At 59.1% G+C, this 20,128-nt stretch carries 21 protein-coding genes; 11 read left to right on the forward strand and 10 right to left on the reverse strand.

Annotated elements, in window-relative coordinates; genetic code table 11:
- Positions 1 to 92: 92 nt before the first annotated feature.
- On the reverse strand, positions 93 to 1,394 hold the full coding sequence (locus tag LOY68_RS10080) for an MFS transporter (RefSeq protein ID WP_265044316.1): 1,302 nt from the start codon (positions 1,392 to 1,394) through the stop codon (positions 93 to 95).
- A 404-nt stretch (positions 1,395 to 1,798) separates the two neighbouring features.
- Here LOY68_RS10080 and LOY68_RS10085 point away from each other — a divergent pair, with 404 nt between their 5' ends.
- Together LOY68_RS10085 and sthA are read left to right on the forward strand one after the other, a co-directional pair.
- Positions 1,799 to 2,743 carry an FAD:protein FMN transferase gene (locus LOY68_RS10085; RefSeq protein ID WP_413787189.1) on the forward strand — a complete coding sequence of 315 codons (945 nt, stop codon included), beginning with the start codon at positions 1,799 to 1,801 and terminating at the stop codon, positions 2,741 to 2,743.
- Between the two features lie 207 nt (positions 2,744 to 2,950).
- A complete protein-coding gene (gene sthA / locus LOY68_RS10090) occupies positions 2,951 to 4,345 on the forward strand; it encodes a Si-specific NAD(P)(+) transhydrogenase (protein ID WP_054054267.1) in 1,395 nt (464 codons plus the stop codon).
- Positions 4,346 to 4,387: 42 nt separating this feature from the next.
- Here the strand turns inward: sthA and LOY68_RS10095 are convergent, their stop codons facing one another.
- On the reverse strand, positions 4,388 to 5,110 hold the full coding sequence (locus tag LOY68_RS10095) for a glycerophosphodiester phosphodiesterase (RefSeq protein WP_054054264.1): 723 nt from the start codon (positions 5,108 to 5,110) through the stop codon (positions 4,388 to 4,390).
- Between the two features lie 13 nt (positions 5,111 to 5,123).
- Positions 5,124 to 5,705 (reverse strand): PilZ domain-containing protein, encoded by a 582-nt coding sequence (locus LOY68_RS10100; protein WP_163909252.1) that lies wholly within the window; start codon positions 5,703 to 5,705, stop codon positions 5,124 to 5,126.
- Between the two features lie 94 nt (positions 5,706 to 5,799).
- Between LOY68_RS10100 and LOY68_RS10105 the strand changes: the two genes are divergently transcribed.
- The 3 genes from LOY68_RS10105 (at position 5,800) to LOY68_RS10115 (ending at position 9,052) form a co-directional block, all read left to right on the forward strand.
- Positions 5,800 to 7,050, forward strand: a complete 1,251-nt coding sequence (locus tag LOY68_RS10105; RefSeq protein WP_054054260.1) for a lipoprotein-releasing ABC transporter permease subunit — start codon at positions 5,800 to 5,802, stop codon at positions 7,048 to 7,050.
- A 7-nt stretch (positions 7,051 to 7,057) separates the two neighbouring features.
- The gene (lolD, locus tag LOY68_RS10110) at positions 7,058 to 7,741 is read left to right on the forward strand and encodes a lipoprotein-releasing ABC transporter ATP-binding protein LolD (RefSeq protein WP_166655989.1); all 684 of its coding nucleotides are present in this window, start codon (positions 7,058 to 7,060) and stop codon (positions 7,739 to 7,741) included.
- Positions 7,742 to 7,807: 66 nt separating this feature from the next.
- Positions 7,808 to 9,052, forward strand: a complete 1,245-nt coding sequence (locus LOY68_RS10115; RefSeq protein ID WP_054054257.1) for a lipoprotein-releasing ABC transporter permease subunit — start codon at positions 7,808 to 7,810, stop codon at positions 9,050 to 9,052.
- Positions 9,053 to 9,152: 100 nt separating this feature from the next.
- Here LOY68_RS10115 and LOY68_RS10120 read toward each other — a convergent pair whose 3' ends face one another.
- The gene (locus LOY68_RS10120; RefSeq protein ID WP_265044321.1) at positions 9,153 to 10,502 is read right to left on the reverse strand and encodes a heavy metal sensor histidine kinase; all 1,350 of its coding nucleotides are present in this window, start codon (positions 10,500 to 10,502) and stop codon (positions 9,153 to 9,155) included.
- Entirely contained in the window at positions 10,502 to 11,182 is a 681-nt protein-coding gene (locus tag LOY68_RS10125; RefSeq protein WP_265044323.1) for a heavy metal response regulator transcription factor, read from the reverse strand. The genes LOY68_RS10120 and LOY68_RS10125 overlap by 1 nt, the downstream gene beginning before the upstream one ends.
- Positions 11,183 to 11,354: 172 nt before the next feature.
- Here LOY68_RS10125 and LOY68_RS10130 point away from each other — a divergent pair, with 172 nt between their 5' ends.
- Together LOY68_RS10130 and queF are read left to right on the forward strand one after the other, a co-directional pair.
- Positions 11,355 to 11,876, forward strand: a complete 522-nt coding sequence (locus tag LOY68_RS10130) for a cupredoxin family protein (protein ID WP_265044325.1) — start codon at positions 11,355 to 11,357, stop codon at positions 11,874 to 11,876.
- A gap of 61 nt (positions 11,877 to 11,937) precedes the next feature.
- Positions 11,938 to 12,768 carry an NADPH-dependent 7-cyano-7-deazaguanine reductase QueF gene (gene queF, locus LOY68_RS10135; RefSeq protein WP_054054250.1) on the forward strand — a complete coding sequence of 277 codons (831 nt, stop codon included), beginning with the start codon at positions 11,938 to 11,940 and terminating at the stop codon, positions 12,766 to 12,768.
- A 145-nt stretch (positions 12,769 to 12,913) separates the two neighbouring features.
- On the opposite strand, the gene LOY68_RS10140 is transcribed toward queF, so the two are convergent.
- Positions 12,914 to 13,177, reverse strand: coding sequence for a DUF4404 family protein (locus tag LOY68_RS10140; RefSeq protein WP_054054248.1), 264 nt, complete (start codon positions 13,175 to 13,177; stop codon positions 12,914 to 12,916).
- A gap of 109 nt (positions 13,178 to 13,286) precedes the next feature.
- Entirely contained in the window at positions 13,287 to 13,907 is a 621-nt protein-coding gene (locus tag LOY68_RS10145) for a hypothetical protein (RefSeq protein ID WP_054054246.1), read from the reverse strand.
- 199 nt (positions 13,908 to 14,106) lie between these two features.
- On the opposite strand from LOY68_RS10145, the gene LOY68_RS10150 reads away from it, so the two are divergent.
- Positions 14,107 to 14,796, forward strand: coding sequence for a VacJ family lipoprotein (locus LOY68_RS10150; RefSeq protein WP_054054244.1), 690 nt, complete (start codon positions 14,107 to 14,109; stop codon positions 14,794 to 14,796).
- 60 nt (positions 14,797 to 14,856) lie between these two features.
- On the opposite strand, the gene LOY68_RS10155 is transcribed toward LOY68_RS10150, so the two are convergent.
- Positions 14,857 to 15,156, reverse strand: a complete 300-nt coding sequence (locus LOY68_RS10155; RefSeq protein WP_054054242.1) for a PilZ domain-containing protein — start codon at positions 15,154 to 15,156, stop codon at positions 14,857 to 14,859.
- A gap of 276 nt (positions 15,157 to 15,432) precedes the next feature.
- Between LOY68_RS10155 and rssB the strand changes: the two genes are divergently transcribed.
- Both rssB and rssC read left to right on the forward strand, forming a co-directional pair.
- Complete coding sequence (rssB, locus tag LOY68_RS10160; protein WP_054054239.1) at positions 15,433 to 16,614, forward strand: two-component system response regulator RssB; 1,182 nt, start codon at positions 15,433 to 15,435, stop codon at positions 16,612 to 16,614.
- Complete coding sequence (rssC, locus tag LOY68_RS10165; RefSeq protein ID WP_007935262.1) at positions 16,614 to 17,096, forward strand: anti-sigma factor antagonist RssC; 483 nt, start codon at positions 16,614 to 16,616, stop codon at positions 17,094 to 17,096. Before rssB ends, rssC begins: the two co-directional genes overlap by 1 nt.
- Before the next feature lie 185 nt (positions 17,097 to 17,281).
- On the opposite strand, the gene tal is transcribed toward rssC, so the two are convergent.
- Both tal and LOY68_RS10175 read right to left on the reverse strand, forming a co-directional pair.
- Positions 17,282 to 18,208 (reverse strand): transaldolase, encoded by a 927-nt coding sequence (tal, locus tag LOY68_RS10170; RefSeq protein WP_054054237.1) that lies wholly within the window; start codon positions 18,206 to 18,208, stop codon positions 17,282 to 17,284.
- 188 nt (positions 18,209 to 18,396) lie between these two features.
- On the reverse strand, positions 18,397 to 19,356 hold the full coding sequence (locus tag LOY68_RS10175; RefSeq protein ID WP_265044332.1) for a glycosyl hydrolase family 5: 960 nt from the start codon (positions 19,354 to 19,356) through the stop codon (positions 18,397 to 18,399).
- Positions 19,357 to 19,654: 298 nt separating this feature from the next.
- On the opposite strand from LOY68_RS10175, the gene LOY68_RS10180 reads away from it, so the two are divergent.
- Complete coding sequence (locus tag LOY68_RS10180; RefSeq protein WP_265044334.1) at positions 19,655 to 20,095, forward strand: low molecular weight protein-tyrosine-phosphatase; 441 nt, start codon at positions 19,655 to 19,657, stop codon at positions 20,093 to 20,095.
- Positions 20,096 to 20,128 lie beyond the last annotated feature (33 nt).

Consider the following 20,128-nt stretch of genomic DNA (forward strand, 5'->3'; position numbering starts at 1 on the left):
CTCTTCGCGGGCAAGCCTCGCTCCTACGGGTTATGCGTGAATTTTGATATTGCACGCGACCTGTAGGCGCGAGGCTTGCCCGCGAATGCGATCTATTGGGCGCCGCCAACCACCGCTGCCTGCGCAGTCCGCAATTCATGCTTGTTGCCACGGAACAGCACCAGCGTCGCAATCAACCCCAGCACCGCCGCACCGCTGAGCCAGATCCCCGGCGCAGCCTTGTTGTCCAGCACGTGGATCAGGTAGGTGCACGCCGCCGGTGTGAAACCGCCGAAGGTCGCGGTCGCCAGGCTGTAGGCCAGGGAGAAACCGGTCGTACGAACTTCTACTGGCATGATCTCGGTCAGGGCTACCACCATGGCGCCGTTGTACGAGCCATACAGGAACGACAACCACAACTCGACGATCAGCAGATGACTGAAACTCGGGTTCGCCACCAGCCACGACAGGGCAGGGTAGGCGGTCAGGATCGCCAGAATGGTCGCCGCCAACAGTAGGGGTTTACGCCCGATCTTATCGGACACAGCCCCCATCACCGGCAGCCAGAAGAAGTTCGACAGGCCGATGCACACGGTGACCAGCAACGCATCCAGATCGGACAAATGCAGTTCGGCTTTACCGAAGGTCGGCGTGTACGCGGTGATCAGGTAGAACGACACGGTGGTCATGACCACCAGCGCCATGCCGGCGATGACAATGCCGAAGTTCTGACCGACCGAACGGATGATTTCCTGCAGGGTAGGGCGATGTTTACGCGCCTGGAATTCCGGAGTTTCTTCCAGCGAGCGACGAATCACGAAGATCACCGGCACGATCATGCAGCCGATCAGAAACGGTACGCGCCAGCCCCAGTCACCCATTTGTTCCGGGCTGAGCCAATGGTTCAAGCCCACACCCAGCAAACCGGCGAATACCACGGCCGCTTGTTGACTGGCGGATTGCCAACTGACGAAGAAGCCTTTGCGGCCCGGGGTGGAGATTTCGGCGAGGTACACCGACACGCCGCCCAGTTCCACGCCTGCCGAGAAGCCTTGCAACAGGCGCCCGAACAGCACGATCAGCGGCGCTGCTACGCCCAGCGTGGCGTAACCCGGCACGCAGGCAATCAGCACCGTACCGGCGGCCATCAGGGCAAGAGTGATGATCAGCCCTTTACGACGGCCATGACGGTCGATGTAGGCGCCGAGGAAAATCGCGCCCAGCGGACGCATCAGGAACCCGGCACCGAATGTCGCCAGGGACAGCATCAGGGAGGCAAATGCGCTGTCGGCAGGGAAGAAGGTCTTCGCAATGGCCGTGGCGTAAAAGCCGTAGACCATAAAGTCGAACATCTCAAGAAAATTACCGCTGACAACGCGAAAGATCGCTTTGCCTTTGCCCGTATTCGAGGACATTTTAACGCTCTCACTTTGGCTGTCTTATTGGAAATCCCTGGTCTTGACGCTTCCTGGCTGTCGGCCTCAAGCACACAGGCACACACCGAACAGTTTTGTAACGATATGTGTATGAAGATAGATAGGCAACCACTAGTTAGGCTGCTGCTTAAACGTTATAGCCATTAGCCGGTATGGATATAGAGGTTGATCGACTTAGAAACCCGTAGGAGCGAGGCTTGCCCGCGAAGGCGGTGTGTCAGGTTGATCGCGTTCGCGGGCAAGCCTCGCTCCTACAGGGGTGTTGCATAATGGCCGGCACTGGCGCTGTGTCGGGGTATTCAGGGGGATTGAGATTGTTGAAGCGGAAGGGGGTTTTCCCGTTGTTGTTCATTGCGCTGTCCGGCTGCGGCAACGGCGATTCCATGGAAAGCTTCGGCGGCCCGACCATGGGCAGCACCTATTCGATCAAGTACGTAAGAACCCAAGGTCTGCCCGCGCCGAAAGCGGTGCAGGCCGAAGTCGAAAAAATCCTCGCTGACGTTGACCTGCAAATGTCCACCTACCGCAGCGACTCGGACATCGAACGCTTTAACGATCTGCCGGCCAATCGCTGTCAGGCCATGCCCGCTCCAATCCTCGAATTGGTTCGCGTCGGCGAACAACTGTCACTGCAAAGCGAAGGCGCCTACGACCTGACCGTCGAGCCCCTGATGAACCTTTGGGGTTTCGGCCCACAGGCCCGCGAGGAAAAAGTCCCCAGTCCCGAAGCACTGACCACCGCGATGCAGCGAATCGGCTACACGCACCTGCGCATCGACGGCGATCAACTGTGCAAGGACGCCGCCGTCGAGGTGGACTTCAACAGCATCGCCGCCGGCTACTCGGTCGACACCATCGCCGCCAGACTCGACAGCATGGGCATCCACAACTACCTCGCCGAAGCCACGGGCGAACTCAAGGCCGCCGGTAAAAAACTCGACGGCTCTCCGTGGAAAATTGCCTTGGAAGAACCTCGGGACGACCAGCAGGTGGCCGAACGCATCATTAACGTGGACGGCTACGGCGTCTCCACCTCCGGCGACTACCGCAATTATTTCGAGCAGGGCGGCCGACGCTATTCCCACACCTTCGATGCCCGCACCGGTGCGCCGATTACCCACAACCTCGCGTCGGTCACGGTAATAAATCCTTCAGCCCTGATGGCCGATGGCTTATCGACGCTGTTGCTGATTCTCGGCCCGGAACGAGGATGGGACTACGCGGAAAAACACAACATCGGTGCATTCTTTGTGATTCGTGCCGATACAGGTTTCGTCACACGGACCAATCAGGCTTTTGAACGGCTCAGTGGCGGCAAAACCGAATGATTACGGCGATCCGAGCATTGAAGACTGGCGTTGTAGCGCAGGCAAAAGTAGCCTACGACGCGACCAAGGGTTAATGTGCGCGGCGTTGACGCTTCTATAGACTGTGTCCGGGTTCTGCACTGGCCCCAAATTGTTCCTTCACGCCGCAGATCGGCGTGATTTAGCCGCAGGTGCCGATGGCGCCGCGGCCTGTTCTGAGGAGTACGCATGGCTGTCTACAACTACGACGTGGTGGTGCTGGGTTCCGGCCCGGCGGGAGAAGGCGCGGCAATGAACGCCGCCAAAGCAGGGCGCAAGGTGGCGATGGTCGACAGCCGTCGCCAGGTCGGCGGCAACTGCACCCACCTGGGCACCATCCCGTCCAAGGCATTGCGTCACTCGGTCCGGCAGATCATGCAGTTCAACACCAACCCGATGTTCCGGGCCATTGGTGAGCCGCGTTGGTTCTCGTTCCCGGACGTGCTGAAAAGCGCTGAAAAAGTCATTTCCAAACAAGTCGCCTCGCGCACCGGCTACTACGCCCGTAACCGCGTCGACGTGTTCTTCGGCACCGGCAGCTTCGCCGACGAGCAAACCATCGAAGTGGTGTGCGCCAACGGCGTGGTCGAGAAACTGGTGGCCAAGCACATCATCATCGCCACCGGCTCGCGTCCTTATCGCCCGGCGGACATCGATTTCCATCACCCGCGTATCTACGATAGCGACACCATCCTCAGCCTCAACCACACCCCGCGCAAACTCATCGTTTACGGCGCTGGCGTGATCGGTTGCGAATACGCCTCGATCTTCAGTGGTCTGGGTGTGCTGGTTGAGCTGGTGGATAACCGTGGTCAGTTGCTGAGCTTCCTGGACTCGGAAATTTCCCAGGCCCTGAGCTATCACTTCAGCAACAACAACATCACAGTCCGCCACAACGAAGACTACGACCGCGTCGAAGGCGTGGACAACGGTGTGATCCTGCACCTCAAGTCCGGCAAGAAGATCAAGGCCGACGCCTTGCTCTGGTGCAACGGCCGTACCGGTAACACCGACGCATTGGGTCTGGAAAACATCGGCGTGAAGGTCAACAGCCGTGGCCAGATCGAAGTCGATGAAGCCTATCGCACTTGCGTACCGAACATTTACGGTGCCGGCGACGTGATCGGCTGGCCGAGCCTGGCCAGTGCCGCGCACGACCAGGGTCGTTCGGCCGCTGGCAGCATCGTGGATAACAACAGCTGGCGCTTCGTGAATGACGTGCCGACCGGCATCTACACCATTCCGGAGATCAGCTCGATCGGTAAGAACGAGCAGGAGCTGACCCAGGCCAAGGTGCCGTACGAAGTGGGCAAGGCGTTCTTCAAGAGCATGGCGCGTGCACAGATCGCCGGCGAGCCCCAGGGCATGCTGAAGATTCTGTTCCACCGTGAAACCCTGGAAGTGCTGGGCGTTCACTGCTTCGGCTATCAGGCGTCGGAGATTGTTCACATCGGCCAGGCGATCATGAGCCAGCCGGGCGAACTGAACACCCTGAAATACTTCGTCAACACGACGTTCAACTACCCGACCATGGCCGAAGCCTATCGGGTAGCGGCGTACGATGGCCTCAACCGGCTTTTTTGAGCGGCTCCGGCCGGTGGCCTGAGCCGGCCGGGGAGACCGATTTCAGCAATTCTCGAGCGTGGCAGTGGCCAAACCGGGAAAGTCTGTAATCAGGCTGTCAACGCCGAAGTCGGCGAGTCTGCGCATCAGCGCGGGCTCGTTGACTGTCCATACCGACACATGCAGCCCCTGACGCTGCGCCTTCTGCAGGCGTTCTGGCGTACACAGGGTCCAGTTCAGCGCCAGAATCTCACAGCCATAGCTTTGCGCGACCTTCAACGGGTCGAGCCAGGCGTATTCGGCCACCAATCCCCGGGACACGTCCGGCACCAGGTCCAGCGCGGCTTTCAATACTTCGCGCGAGCTCGAGGTGATCGTCACCTTGTCCAGCAGGCCATGACGCACCGCCATTTCACGAATCGCCAGCACGGTGGTCGCGGCGCGGGTGCGTGAAGCGCTTTTGACTTCGAGTTGCCAGTGCTCGAAATCACATTTCTCGAACAGTTCTTCCAGCGTCGGAATCGGGCACGGCTTGATCCAGCCCGGACCGCCCTTGCGCGCGTCGTAGGTCACCAGATCCTTGGCGGAGTGCTCGACCACTTTGCCGCGACGGTCGGTGGTGCGCTTGAGCGTCGGGTCATGGATGACCATCAACTCGCCGTCCATGGACAGGTGCAGATCCAGTTCGCAACGGCGCACGCCGTGCTTGAGACATTCCTGAAAACTGGTCAGGGTGTTTTCCGGTGCTTCGCCTTTGGCGCCGCGATGGCCGTAGATGAGGGTCACGGTTCTTCCTTAATTAAATGCCTGATTCGTTTTGTTCGCGGGCCAGGCGTCGTTCCTGGGCCTGCTTCTGCAAGATGTAGCGGGCGAGCAACTGGCGCTGGGCATCGGTCGGGTATTCGAACTCGGTGCCGACATCGTAGCCGTCGCCCTTGCGGTCGCAGTGGGTGACCCTGGCGCGCAGCAACAGACCCAGCGCTTGCGGCATCAGCACCAGTTTGACCGACAGGTGCGCGCCGACCGCAATCGGTGTCGGGTGCTGAAAGTCGATGCCGCCTTCGGAGATGATCACCGGTTGCGGTTCGCCGATCTGCCCGAGCACGGTCAAGGCGACCACCTGGCTCAGCAGGTCGATGCGTTTGTTCTGGGATTTCAAGAATGCCGCAATCGCCCGGTCGCGCTCACTGATCTGGCGCAACAGGTGCTGCGACTCGAATTCACTCAGGTGCAATTCGCTGAGCAGGTTGAATAGTGGGGAAGCATCCTGCAACACTTCCTGGCCTGCGGCTTCGGGAGCAGACAGGGGCCGAATTTCCAGTGCGATCGAGTCCTCGATACGGTAGTATTCGCGGCGATCTTCTTCATCTAATGTCGACATGGCGAACCCATGGTAGCGGCGGTGGTCTGAGTGTAAAGCTGGTTATCGACCCCCGCCACAAGGACGTTCCTTTTCCCTCCGAACAAGCCCCGACATGTTCAGACCTCTCTTCGTATTTATTGGCACGCGTTATACCCGTGCAAAGCGTCGCAATCATTTTGTGTCGTTCATTTCCCTGACTTCGATGATCGGGCTCGCCCTTGGCGTGGTCGTGATGATCGTCGTGCTGTCGGTCATGAACGGCTTCGATCATGAGATGCGCACCCGCGTGCTGGGCATGGTGCCCCACGCGACCATCGAGTCCGGTGAACCCATCAGCGACTGGCAAAGCCTGGCCGCCAAGGTCAAGCAGAACCCGCAGGTGACGGCCGTTGCGCCGTTCACCCAGATGCAGGGGCTGCTGACCAACAACGGCAAGGTCTCCAAGGTGTTGCTCAATGCCATCGACCCGACGCTGGAGCGCCAGGTCTCGATCATTGATAACTTCATGCAGCAGGGCAAACTCGACGACCTGACCCCCGGCAGCTTCGGCATCGTCATCGGTGACAAGGCCGCGGCCAAGCTCGGCGCGTCGATTGGCGACAAGCTGACGTTCGTCGCACCGGAAGTCACCGTGACCCCGGCCGGGATGTTCCCGCGCATGAAACGCTTTACCGTGGTCGGCATCTTCCATGTCGGCGCCGGTGAGCTGGACGGCTACCTGGGCGTGACCAACCTGCAGGATCTGGCCAGGCTGCATCGATGGAAACCGGATCAGGTCCAGGGCATCCGCCTGAAGTTCGACGACCTGTTCCAGGCCCCGCGCGTGGCATGGACCCTCGCCCAGCAACTCGGCGAAGACCATTACTACGCCCGCGACTGGACCCGTACCCACGGCAACCTGTATCAGGCGATCCGCATGGAAAAAGCCATGATCGGTCTGCTATTGCTGCTGATCGTCGCCGTGGCGGCGTTCAACATCATCTCCACGCTGGTGATGGTGGTGAACGACAAGAAGGGCGACATCGCGATTCTGCGCACCCTTGGCGCGACGCCGGGTTCGATCATGGCGATCTTCATGGTCCAGGGCACGGTCATTGGTGTGGTCGGTACGCTGATCGGCGCCGTGGTCGGGATCTTCGCCGCGCTGAACGTCAGCGCCGCGATCTCGGCCCTCGAAGGGCTGATCGGGCATAAATTCCTGAACGCCGACGTGTATTTCATCGATTACCTGCCGTCGCAAGTGCAGAGCCAGGACGTGTTGATGGTCTGCGCCGCCGCGTTGGTACTGAGTTTCCTCGCCACCCTGTATCCAGCCTGGCGTGCCGCGCGCACCCAGCCTGCGGAGGCGCTACGTTATGAGTGAGTCGGGCATGAGTGAAAAAGCAATCTTGAGCTGCCGCAACCTGGGCAAATCCTACGAGGAAGGCCCGGAGTCGGTAGAAGTGTTGGCCGGTCTGCAACTGGAGCTGCATCCGGGGGAGCGTGTGGCGATTGTCGGCACCTCGGGTTCGGGCAAAAGTACGTTGCTCAACCTGCTGGGCGGCCTCGATACGCCGACCAAGGGCAGCGTTTGGCTCGACGGCGAAGAGCTCTCGGCCCTGAGCGAGAAAAATCGTGGCTTGCTGCGTAACCGTTCCCTCGGGTTCGTGTACCAGTTCCACCACTTGCTGCCGGAATTCACCGCGCTGGAAAACGTCTGCATGCCGCTGCTGATCGGCAAGACCGCGATCCCGGAAGCGCGTCAGCGTGCCACCGCATTGCTGGAGCGGGTAGGGCTGGGGCATCGCCTGCAGCACAAACCTTCAGAGTTGTCCGGCGGCGAGCGTCAGCGTGTGGCCATCGCCCGCGCCCTGGTGAACAACCCTGGCTTGGTGATGCTCGACGAGCCGACCGGCAACCTCGACTCCCACACCGCGCAAGGCATTCAGGATTTGATGCTGGAACTCAGCACCTCGATGCGCACCGCGTTCCTGGTGGTGACTCACGACATGAACCTGGCCCGCCAGATGGACCGCGTCCTGCATTTGCAGGAAGGTTGCCTGACGCCCATCTGATCGGCCCAAACCCGGCGTGACTGAAAAGTCCGTCGGGTCTTTTATTTTTATACGGTGCCCCAGCGAATGTTCAGACCGTTATCGATCTTTATCGGCGCGCGCTACACCCGCGCAAAGCGCCGCAATCGCTTCGTATCTTTCATCTCGATGACCTCGATGATCGGCCTCGCCCTGGGCGTGTTGGCGATGATCGTGGTGCTCTCGGTGATGAACGGGTTCCAGCGCGAAATGAGCTCGCGCATCCTCGGCATGGTGCCCCACGCGACCATCGTCGGCGTAAACCCGATCGACGATTGGCAGCCGGTGGCCGCCGCCGCGATGAAAAATCCTGAAGTGACCGCCGCCGTGCCGTTCACCGAAATGGAAGGCATGCTTTCTTATAAAGGCTCGATGCAGCCGATCCAGGTCAGCGGCATCGACCCGGCGCAGGAAGGCAAGGTCTCCATCGTCGCCCAGCACATCGTGCAAGGTCGTCTCGATGACCTGAAGCCCGGCGAGTTCGGCGTGGTAGTCGGTGAAATCACCGCACGGCGCTTCCGCTTGAACGTCGGCGACAAGATCACCCTGATCGTGCCGGAAGTCAGCAGCGCGCCGGGTGGCATCACCCCGCGCATGCAGCGACTGAACGTGGTCGGGGTATTCAAGGTTGGCGCCGAACTGGACGGTTCGATGGCGTTGATCCACATGGCCGACGCCGCGCAGATGCAGCATTGGCAGCCGAACCAGGTGCAGAGCGTGCGCCTGGCGGTGAAGGATTTGTACGCAGCGCCCAAGGTGTCGAACGACATCGCCAATGGCCTCGGCACCGCTTACAAGGCTGACGACTGGACCCACACCCAGGGCAGCCTGTTCAGCGCGATGAAAATGGAAAAAACCATGATCGGCCTGCTGTTGCTGATGATCGTCGCGGTGGCGGCGTTCAACATCATCGCTACCTTGATCATGGTGGTGAATGACAAGGGCGCAGACATCGCAATCCTGCGCACCATTGGCGCCACGCCACGCCAGATCATGGCGATCTTCATGGTGCAGGGCACGGTGATCGGGATTGTCGGCACCTTGATCGGCGGCGTGCTGGGCGTGATCGCGGCGTTGAACGTCAGTGAACTGGTGGGTTGGCTGGAGCGGGTGACCGGGCAACACATCTTCAGTTCGGACGTGTACTTCGTCAGCAACTTGCCGTCGGAATTGCAGGGCGGGGATGTGTTGTTGATCTGCTCGGCGGGTTTCATCCTGAGCTTTTTGGCGACGGTTTATCCGGCTTGGCGTGCGGCGAAGATCGAGCCGGCGCATGCGTTGCGGTATTCGTAAGGGCTGAAATTGTCTTCGCGGGCAAGCCTCGCTCCTACAGGTTTTACATCGCCCTGTGTAGGAGCGAGGCTTGCCCGCGAAGGGGCCGGTCCTGCTGGCCTCAATCCTTCTTGGGCAACTCAATCACAAACCGCGTCCACCCATTCTCCGATTCGCAACGAATCTGCCCACCATGGGCACGAATGATCGACTGGGTAATCGCCAACCCCAACCCCGCGTGCTCGCTACTGCCTTCCTGACGCGCTGGATCAGCCCGATAGAACCGGTCGAACAATCGCGGTAGCAACGCCTCAGCAATCCCGTCCCCACTGTTCTCGACCGTCAGGCTCATACCTTTGGCCTGATCGACAATCCGCACCCGAACCTCACCCTCGGCCGGTGTAAACCGCAACGCGTTATCCAGCAGATTGGAAAGCGCCCGGCGCAACATGCTGCGGTCGCCCTCTATCTGCGCGCTGCCATCACGGCTCAGTTTCACCTGCGCGTCCTCGGCCAGCGGCGCGAAGAACTCCAGCAACACATCCACTTCCTCCGCCAGTTCCAGCGGTTCGCGCTTGGGCATCAGCAACCCGTGGTCAGCCTTGGCCAGGTACAACATGTCGTTGACCAGTTGCGCCATCCATTGCAGTTCTTCGAGGTTGCTGTGCAGTGCCTCGCGATAATCTTCGATCGGTCGTGGGCGGGTGAGGGTGACTTGGGTGTGGGTCAGCAGGTTCGACAGCGGCGTGCGCAGTTCATGCGCGATGTCGGCGGAGAAGGCCGAGAGCCGTTGAAAAGAGTCGTCGAGGCGTCCGAGCATGGCGTTGAAGTTGTGGGCCATTTCCGCAAGTTCTGGCGGCATGTTCGCTTCCGGCAAGCGTGCGTTGAGCGAATGTGCGGAAACCCCACTGGCCACCGCGCTCATGCGCCGCAAAGGGCGCAAACCGCTGCGTGCCGCCCAGGCGCCGAGCAGGGCAGTGGCCAGGGCTGACAGGCCGACGGTCAGCCAGATCAGGTTCTGCATGCGTTGCAGGAAGTGTTGGTGATGGGTGATGTCCAGCAACAGCGTCAGTTGCGGGGAGTCGGGTTTGTCGGGAAACAGCGGGGCATTGAGGACGCGATAGTCGGTGCCCTCGCTGCTGAGGGTCGATAAGCCCGGCGTTTGCGGAAGGTCCTTGGGCAGGCGAATCGAGCTGTCATACCAGCGTTGACCATCGCTGCCGGTAATGCGCAGCGACAAATCGGCCTGCCGACTCAACTCATCTTGCAGTTTGACTTCACTTTCACTGGATTGAAGGTCATGCAGCGCCCGGCGCAAGCCGATCAACTTGCCGTCCAGCAACTGCTGATCGAGTTCAACGAAATGCGCTTCGCTGGCGCGGCTGAACAGCACCCCGGCAAACAATGACACCACCGCAGTGCAGGCTGCAAAAAGCAGGGCCAGGCGATTGCTCAAGGACAGTCGGCGCATCAGGCGTCACGCTCTTCGAGCACGTAGCCCATGCCGCGCACGGTGTGGATCAGTTTGTTGGGGAAGTCGTCGTCGATCTTCAGGCGCAGGCGCCGGATTGCCACCTCGATGACATTGGTGTCGCTGTCGAAATTCATGTCCCACACCTGGGACGCGATCAGCGATTTGGGCAACACCTCACCTTGGCGGCGCAGGAGCATTTCCAACAGGGAGAATTCCTTGGCGGTCAGATCGATCCGTTGGCCGTTGCGTTCGACCCGGCGGCGGATCAGGTCCAGGCGCAAGTCGGCCAGCTGCAGGGTGGTTTCCTGCGGCGTGGCGCTGCCACGGCGCAACAGGCTGCGCACCCGGGCCAGCAATTCGGAAAACGCGAAAGGCTTGACCAGATAATCGTCGGCGCCCAGTTCCAGGCCGTGAACCCGGTCCTCCACGGCATCGCGGGCGGTCAAAAACAGCACCGGCGTGTCGAGGCCGGCGCCGCGCACCGCTTGCAGAATCTGCCAACCATCGCGGCCGGGCAGCATCACGTCGAGGATCAGCAAGGCGTAATCGCCGGTCAGCGCCAATTGCTGGCCGGTGCTGCCGTCGGCCACCAGTTCGGTATTGAACCCGGCCTCGGTCAGGCCCTGGCGCAAGTAGTGGCCGGTTTTCGCTTGGTCTTCGACGATCAGCAGTTTCATGGGTAGCTCTGTTTAATAAATAGCTCTGGGCAAATAGAACGGACGCTTTATACCGTGGGGGCTGCCGATGCGGGCCAACCTGACAAAGTTGTAATCTGCCTGTCAGGTTGCGGGCAGGCGTGTCAGTTTAGAGTTTTCCACAGGCTGAACCTTATCTTGTTGGAGTACGACTATGTTTTTGCGCAATCGTCTGGTGCTGGCCGCGTGTTTGCTGGCGTTGAGTTCGCCGGTGTGGGCGTCGCCTGCGCAGACTTACGACTTCGGTCAGCCGGCCCCGGCGGCCAAGGCCAGCCGCAGCGTGGAAGTAGTGATGGGCGATATGTCGTTCGATCCGAAGGCCATTGATATCAAGGCCGGTGAGACGATTCGTTTTGTGTTGGTGAATAAAGGCCAGTTGCTGCACGAATTCAACCTCGGTGACGCGGCGATGCACGCCGCGCACCAGCAGGAAATGTTGACGATGCAGCAGAGCGGCATGCTGACGCCTACAGCAATGAAGGAAATGGACCACGGTTCGATGGCCGGGATGGACCATGGAATGAAACACGACGACCCCAATAGCGTGCTGGTGCCACCGGGCAAAACCGCCGAATTGACCTGGACGTTCTCCAAAGCCACGCAGTTGGAATTTGCCTGCAATATTCCGGGTCACTATCAGGCGGGGATGGTCGGCAAACTGACTGTCAGTCAGTAAGCACTCAAAGGCGGGCGCAAAGGCTGATAGAATCCGCTGATTCTTCAGTCAGGTTTCCGCCATGCATCCCGCAGCCGAACATTCGCCGCTGGGCAAATCCAGCGAATACATCGCCACCTACACGCCGTCCTTGCTGTTCCCGATCCCGCGCACCGCGAAATGGGCCGAGCTGGGCCTGACGGCGGACACACTGCCGTATAAAGGCGTGGACTTCTGGAACTGCTTCGAGCTGTCGTGGCTGCTGCCATCGGGCAAGCCTGTGGTGGCGATCGGTGAATTCAGCATCCCGGCGGATTCGCCGAACATCATCGAATCCAAGTCGTTCAAGCTGTACCTCAATTCCCTGAACCAGACGCCGTTTGCCGACACCGCGAGCCTTGAAGCCACGCTGGTGAAAGACCTGTCGGCGGCGGCCGGCAAACCGGTTGGCGTGCGGATTCGCAGCCTGAAGGACGTTGAAGCGGAAGGCGTCGTGGCCTTGCCTGGCGTGTGTATCGATGAGCTGGACATCAGCGTCAGCAACTACGAGCACCCGCGTCCGGAGCTGTTGCGTTGCGATGATTCGCGGATTGTCGAAGAGGCTGTGCACAGCCATTTGCTCAAATCCAATTGCCCGGTCACCAGTCAGCCGGACTGGGGCAGCGTGGCGGTGGAATACCGTGGCGCGGCGCTGGATCACGCGAGTCTGCTGGAATACATCGTCAGCTTCCGCCAGCACTCGGACTTCCATGAGCAGTGCGTGGAGCGGATCTTTCTCGACCTGCAACGTTTGTTGAAGCCGGAGAAATTGACCGTGTATGCGCGGTATGTGCGACGGGGTGGGCTGGATATCAACCCGTATCGCAGTACTGAAACGGTCCAACTGCCGAACCACCGTTTGGCCCGCCAATAAGATCAAAAGATCGCAGCCTTCGGCAGCTCCTACATTGGAATGCATTCCCCTGTAGGAGCTGCCGAAGGCTGCGATCTTTTGATTGATGTTCCGGATATGAAAAAGCCCTGCTATCGCTAGCAGGGCTTTTTTGCATCTGGCAGGTTCAGATCCCGATATTGCCCAACGTTTGCACGATGTTGCGCAAGGTGCCGGCAATGGCGGGGTGTTCGAGTTCAAAGCGTTCGACGGCCAGGTTCACGCCGTCGGCGAGGTTGGAGTCCTTGGTTTTGGTTTCCAGCTCAAGCTCGAGTTCGATCTGTTGCATCAGCGCGTGCAGGTCTTCACGCTCGGCTTCGGAGAGCGGCGGATTCTGTTCCAATTGCTCGCGCAGGGTATTGAGCTGGTCTTGCAGTTCGCGGGCAGGCATGGCGTTCTTCCTTTTATCGATAGGCACTGGCATAGACCGCAGCAGCACGCCAAAGGTCTATGGCTGACCTTTAGATTAATCCACTCACGGGCAGCCTGCATGATCTCTGTCAGGGCTTTTCGCCCTTGAGCCGGCGCAGGCTGATGTCTGCCAGGCAGGTATCGAGCTCGCCAAGATGATCGATCACCGAATGCACGCCCAGGCCAAACAGCTGCACCGTTGCCTTGCCACGCAGGTGTTCACGCTCGTTTTGACTCAAGGCTTGCCACTCATTCGGCGCCAAACCGCAGAGTGAGCCGCAAGACGCCAGGCCGATGGTCCACAGCCCAGCATTGAGCCCGGCTTGCAGCAATCGCGGCTCGCCGCTGACCAGAACGCAACCGTCGAGACGCTCGACATTCAACGCCATCAAGGCTTGCCAACAGGCATTCGGCGCCGGCCATGGATTGATTGTTGCGGGATGTTGCGATGGCTTGATCCACGCCGGCAGACTCGCGGCAAGCGTGTGGCTGAGGGCAGCGGGAAGCTCATCGAGCCATGCGCAAGGAATCTGCAAGCGCTGCAAACTGCGCAAGCTATCCAGGGCACCGGGGGTGACTTCGGCATGTTCGGCAGAGGGCGCGCCGGGCTGGCGCGTGCGGGCACCGAAATCCACCAGGCAACCACTGAGGCCGAACAGCACGGCGGTCAGGCTGGGTGCGGCATCGGGCAAGGCTTCGGCATGCGGCATATCAACGTCCCTGAAATAGCGACAAGGCTATGGGAGGACGGTGACAGTTGAGTGACATTGATGTGAATCGCTCACAGCCGTTTTGCAACTTGCGAAGGCAGGTTCGCACAGTGCTGCCTAAACCTGAGTTTCCGTCTTATACTAGCCGCCTTTACGCTTGGGCCGCGCGCCCGCGCTTGTACAATCCAAGGAGTTTTCTATGCGCTGGAGCAATCAACTCGCTCAGCTATGTGTGTGTGCCAGCGTGTTGCTGGTTCCGTTTGCCGCCCAGGCGGCTTCGGAAGATGATCCTTGGGAAAGCGTCAACCGCCCGATTTACCAGTTCAACGATTTCGTCGATACCTACGCGCTGAAGCCCATTGCCCAGGGCTATGAGTTCGTGACGCCGCAGTTCGTGGAAGACGGCATCCACAACATGTTCCGCAACGTCGGTGATGTGACCAACCTTGCGAACAATATCCTGCAGGCCAAACCGGCCGCCGCAGGCGTTGACACCGCACGACTGATTTTCAACACCACCTTCGGTGTGTTGGGCTTCTTCGATGTGGGCACCAAGATGGGCCTGCAACGCAGCGATGAAGATTTCGGTCAGACCCTCGGCTACTGGGGCGTCGGCAGTGGTCCGTACGTGATGCTGCCATTGCTCGGCCCAAGCACGTTGCGTGACGCGCCGTCCAAGCTCGTCGACAGCTACACCGGCCCGTACCGTTACATCAATGACGTGCCAGTGCGTAACTCGGTATTCGGCCTGAACATCGTCGATACCCGCGCCAGCCTGCTGTCGGCCGAGAAGCTGATCAATGGCGACAAGTACATCTTCATCCGCAACGCTTACCTGCAGAACCGCGAATTCAAAGTCAAAGACGGCCAAGTCGAAGACGATTTCTGATTCAGCCCGGTAAAACGAAGAAGGCGGCCATTGGCCGCCTTCTTTATTTTCGGATCCTGATTATTTCATCTTCAAGATTGTAAGCCCGAGTTTCTGGCTGCTGCCGTCCTGTTCCTTTACCCACACCACTTCGGTGTCGGCCTCAAGCCCCTTGAGGGCCGCGTGATCGGAATCGATCCGCACGCTCAGACGGTCTCCGACCTTGAACAGGCGCGGTGCCTCCACCTGCATGCCACTGCTGGAAAGGTCGATGCAGACGGCTGGCACCTCATCGCCCTCATGAATCAGCGAGACATCGGCATCGACCCGCATGCGAATGAAATCGCGCTTTTCGCTGTAGTCCCGATCGGTTTGACTCATGGGTTCGATCCTTCCATTAGGTTCCGGTTTTACCTGTTCTTATAACTCCCGGTGATTTGAGAAGTAAAGACGTCAAGCGACCATCGGCGTGAGCTTGAAACGCCCCGCGGATGGGAGTACCGTCTGCGCCTTAGAAGGGCACCTCTGGTGGACCTGTGTGTCGGGCAAACGCTCGAAAACAGTGCAACAGAGAGGCTAGAAAGCGAATCCAGTAGTGTGAGCCGGGATTAAACCCCTGCCTGCTACGCCAACCTAATTCTGGCGCCGTTTGCCCACATGCCAAAAACCAGTGCCACGCTGCTGATAATCGATGATGACGAAGTAGTGCGCGCGAGCCTCGCCGCCTATTTGGAAGACAGTGGTTTCAGTGTCCTGCAAGCCAGCAATGGCCAGCAGGGTCTTCAGGTATTCGAGCAAGACAAGCCCGACTTGGTCATCTGCGATCTGCGCATGCCGCAGATGGGCGGGCTCGAACTCATTCGCCAGGTCACCGAGCTGTCGCCGCAAACCCCGGTTATCGTGGTGTCGGGTGCCGGCGTGATGAACGATGCGGTCGAGGCCCTGCGCCTGGGCGCGGCGGACTACCTGATCAAGCCTCTCGAAGATCTGGCCGTGCTCGAGCACTCCGTGCGCCGGGCCTTGGATCGTGCGCGCCTGCTGCTGGAAAACCAGCGTTATCGCGACAAGCTTGAAAAGGCCAACCGCGAACTCGAAGCCAGCCTGAACCTGCTCCAGGAAGACCAGAACGCCGGTCGCCAGGTGCAGATGAACATGCTGCCGGTCAGTCCCTGGACCATCGACGAGTTCCAGTTTGCCCACCAGATCATCCCGTCGCTGTACCTGTCGGGTGATTTCGTTGACTACTTTCGGGTCGACGAGCGTCGTGTAGCCTTCTACCTGGCGGATGTTTCCGGTCATGGCGCTTCTTCAGCCTTCGTCACCGTGCTGCTGAAATTCATGACCACGCGCCTGCTGTTCGAATCCAAGCGCAATGGCACGTTGCCAGAATTCAAGCCTTCAGAGGTACTTGGTCATATCAACCGAGGCCTGATCAGTTGTAAGCTGGGTAAACACGTCACAATGGTCGGTGGTGTCATCGACGAGGAGACAGGTTTGTTGACCTATAGCATCGGCGGTCATCTGCCGTTGCCTGTGTTGTACACGCCAGACAGTGTTCGTTATCTGGACGGGCGTGGTCTGCCGGTAGGCCTCTTCAATGAAGCCACCTACGAAGACCACGTGATGGAATTGCCTCCGACGTTCAGCCTGACGCTGATGTCTGATGGCATTCTGGACCTTTTGCCAGAACCCACACTCAAAGAGAAAGAAGCGGCGTTGCCCCAACGGGTCAAGGCTGCGGGCGGCACCCTGGATGGGCTGCGGCAGGTTTTTGGATTGGCCACGCTAGGGGAGATGCCGGATGATATCGCCCTGTTGGTGTTGAGCAGGAATCTTTAATGAGTACCGGTAGAATCCAGTTCGCCGAGCAGGACGGCACCTTCGTCCTGAAGTTCGTCGGTGAAGTTCGCCTGACCCTGTGTTCGGCGTTGGATGCGACTATTGAGCGGATCTTCACGGCGTTGAACTTCAACGCGATCGTGATCGACCTGACCGAAACCCGCAGCATCGACAGCACCACGTTGGGCCTGCTGGCCAAACTGTCGATCCTGTCGCGGCAGAAGGTCGGCTTGCTGCCGACCGTCGTCACCACCCACGAAGACATCACCCGTCTGCTGCAGTCCATGGGCTTCGAGCAGGTGTTCAACATCGTTGACCGCCCGATCCCATGCCCTGAGTGCCTGACCGACCTGCCAGACCAGGATCAGTCCGAAGAAGTGGTGCGGATCAAAGTGCTCGAAGCACACAAGATCCTCATGGGCCTGAACGACTCCAATCGTGAAGCGTTCCATGATCTGGTGAATGCGCTGGAGCGGCATTGATCCCGAGCAGTTCTCTTGTGGGAGCGGGCTTGCTCGCGAAAGCGGTGTATCAGCCAGCATAGATGTTGACTGACCCACCGCTTTCGCGAGCAAGCCCGCTCCCACATTGGTCAAGCGGCGAATTCAACATACAAAAAAGGGCGAACCCGTGAGGGTTCGCCCTTTTTGCATTGCGCTGAACTAGATCACAGCTTGGCTTGCAGCAACGCCTCAAGCTTTTCCTGGTCACGGGCAAACTGACGAATACCTTCGGCCAGTTTCTCGGTGGCCATCGCATCTTCGTTGGACAACCAACGGAACTGCGCTTCATTCAGGCTCAGACGTGCTTCACCGGCATGCCCTGGCGCCAGTTTGCGCTCCAGCTTGCCGTTGTCCGCCGCCAGTTTCTCCAGCAGATCCGGGCTGATGGTCAGGCGATCACAACCCGCCAGTTGCTCGATCTGATTCAGATTGCGGAAGCTTGCGCCCATGACCACGGTTTTGTAGTCATTGGCTTTGTAGTAGTTGTAGATGCGGGTAACCGACTGCACGCCCGGATCATCCGCGCCGGTGTAGTCGTTGCCGTTGGCCTTCTTGTACCAGTCGTAGATACGGCCCACGAACGGCGAAATCAGGAACACGCCAGCGTCAGCGCAAGCGGCGGCCTGAGCGAAGGAGAACAGCAGGGTCAGGTTGGTCTGGATGCCTTCCTTTTCCAGGATCTCGGCGGCACGGATGCCTTCCCAGGTGGAAGCGATCTTGATCAGTACGCGGTCACGGCCGATGCCGGCCTTGTCGTACAGCTCGATCAGACGGTGCGCGCGCTTCAATACGGCGTCAGTGTCGAACGAAAGACGTGCATCCACTTCGGTGGAAATACGGCCAGGGACCACTTTGAGGATTTCTTGCCCTACCGCGACGCCAAAACGGTCGCTGGCCAGGCCGACGTCGCCCTTGCAGTCGTGAACGCAGGCGTTCAGCAACTCGGCGTAACCGGAAATGGCCGCCGCTTTGAGCAGCAGGGAAGGGTTGGTGGTAGCGTCCACGGGTTTAACGCGAGCGATTGCTTCGAAGTCGCCGGTATCGGCAACGACGGTGGTGATTTGTTTGAGTTGTTCCAGCTTGGAAGTCATGGGCGTGCTCTGTCCTATGGGTCTGATGACATTACCCGAGCGCTGACAGCCACTCAAGGGCGGGTGTGCGTATCGATGGCCCCAATGGCAACAACCTGAAAACAGGTGTTTGAATGGCGGGGCGTGGTATCGGTAAATACGATGCCAAATCGGGGCACAGGTTCAAAGCAACTGACCGTTAACGTGGCCTACTGCGCATTAAGCAGGGTCTGGACCGCCAACTGTGCCGGCTTCGGCTGACCATCTGACGTCTGCAGGCCAAAATTCCTTTCTCGGTCGTTGCCGCCCGATTCACTGTTCTTCCATTCATAAACCGACGTCAGCGGGATTTTCAGTTTTTCGACATCGGAAATGAAAGTGCTGACTTTGCTGGCTTGCCCGTCGACCCCGCCATTGGAACTGAGCGCCGACACCCCCCACTCGCTGATAACCCCGGGCAAATGGAAATTCTGCTGAATAAATGCCTGGGCGGTGCTGATCTGCGTACCGGTCAGGCCATAGGGGTGATAGGAAATCGCGCTCAGGCATTTGGGGTGTTCACTGACAATCCGGTTCAACGCCACCGTCGACGCGGAGCCCGCACTCGGCGCTTTCGAGAAACCGAAGCCGATCAGCGGCGTAGTGCGGGCTTTTGATCCGAGGGATTGGCACATCGCGCTCATGAACGGCACGAACGTCGTCTCGAAGTTGCCGGTCGGCCAATACTTTTCCAGGTCCGGCTCATTCCAGATTTCAATCGCCACCAATTGCGTGCGGTAGGACTGTTCCAGGGCGACTACCGACTGGGCGAACTGCGTTCCGGCCGCCGCCAGTTCACTGGCATTGCCGGGCGCGGTCGTCAGCGCCTCGGTTGAGCGAATGGTCATCAGCACCGGTAATCCGGCGGCTTTGGCGACGGCGAACGCATCGCTGATCTGCTTTTGATACGCCGCGCCACCGAGGCTGTCCGTCCACACGCCAAAACGCACAAAGCCGAAGCCCGCTGTTTTGATCTGCGCGGCGTCGGCGGGAGTGAATGTCTGGATCTTCACCTGGACGCCGAAAGTCTTGTCGGCGTTCAGGGCCGGAAACAGTGTGCTGGCGTGAACCTGACTACTGAGTATCAGCAGCGTCGAAGCGGCAAGGCATTTGAAAGGTGCTGAGCTCATGGCGGTTTCCTCACGTCGGGCTGGAAATAACATTGTTTATTGGTTTTTCGACGCTATTAGTTCGATGGCGATAAGGCTGCTAAGTGCACGACTGTTATGTTTTGTCGGATAAGCATTGTTAGAAAACGTTCGTTATTTTTGGTCCGGCTATTCTGGTTGGGCGGCGTTTGGCTGCCGTGGTACTTAATACGCTTGTATTTACAAGGTTGATCCGTTTCTGAGTGCGGGATGAACCCGTGGGTTCATTTGAATCCCCACTACGCATTGGTTGATTCGACATTACACGGGAAGCGTTGCCTTGTTCAGAAAGATCCTTGTCGTCTGCGTGGGCAATATTTGCCGAAGCCCCACTGCAGAACTGCTGCTGCGTAATGCGCTGGCGTCTTCAACCATCGCCGTCACCTCGGCGGGCCTGAGCGCTCGCGTTGGCGAAGCCATGGAACCCGCGGCGCGCCAGGTGCTGGAAGCCCACGGGCATTGCGCCGAAGGCTTCAAGGCGCGGCAAATCACCCCGGACATCGTCAATGAGTCAGACCTGATTCTGGTCATGGAAAAACAGCATGTAAGCCAAGTGCTGAAGATTGCATCGCACGCCAGGGGCAAAGTGTTTCTTCTCGGCAAGTGGCAGAGTGAGCGAGAAATACAGGACCCGTATCGTCAAGGAAGAGCAGCTTTTATTCATGCCCATGCATTGATTGAAGATGCTGTTTGCTCATGGGCGCAGCGCCTTGGGCATTGATGAATAATTTTCAGATCAGTAAATGGTAAGAAC

This window comes from Pseudomonas sp. B21-053 (assembly GCF_026016365.1).
Classification (GTDB): Bacteria; Pseudomonadota; Gammaproteobacteria; order Pseudomonadales; family Pseudomonadaceae; genus Aquipseudomonas; species Aquipseudomonas nunensis.